The sequence below is a fragment of the Endozoicomonas arenosclerae genome, assembly GCF_001562015.1.
Lineage (GTDB): Bacteria > Pseudomonadota > Gammaproteobacteria > Pseudomonadales > Endozoicomonadaceae > Endozoicomonas_A > Endozoicomonas_A arenosclerae.
Genome location: NZ_LASA01000275.1, coordinates 1 through 466, shown reverse-complemented (window position 1 = coordinate 466; position 466 = coordinate 1). Strand labels below are relative to the sequence as shown.

The 466-nt window shown below is 44.2% G+C and carries 1 pseudogene; it reads right to left on the bottom strand.

What is annotated here, in order from left to right:
- Window positions 1-148 (bottom strand): annotated as a pseudogene (locus WG89_RS32615) (IS5/IS1182 family transposase); the annotation flags it as partial.
- Window positions 149-466: the final 318 nt, after the last annotated feature.

The window sequence follows — 466 nt, the reverse complement described above, 5'->3', positions numbered from 1 at the left end:
AAGAATTGATCAGTGGAGACAGGTCGAGCTGGTCAACAACATCCACCACAAAGCGAGCCATATGACCTTCTGGAAGATAATCCTGGATGCTGGCAGGGAAAAGGTCGGGAGTGTTTCGGTCGACCGGTTTGAACTTCCACTTATTCATAGTGCTTTGAGTGTTACTGGTACTGGAATCAGGATTTTACCTGTTTTGCTGGTTAAGTCCGACAGGCTCCTAGGAGGCAGTCTATTTTCGGTCAGCCTTCTAGCTCCGTATTCAGCTTATGGGCATGCTGGCAGCTAGCCTTTTTGCGTATGTAAAATCCATAATAGTCGAATTGGAAATTCAGTTTAGTCTTTACTAGAATCCAAAATAGTCGTAATTAAAATCTATTTTGGTCGAATATATGCCCTATATAACCAGAGCTATCGAGAGGTATCTTCAGGAATGCCTAGCCGATACACCGGTAGTGGTCATTACCGG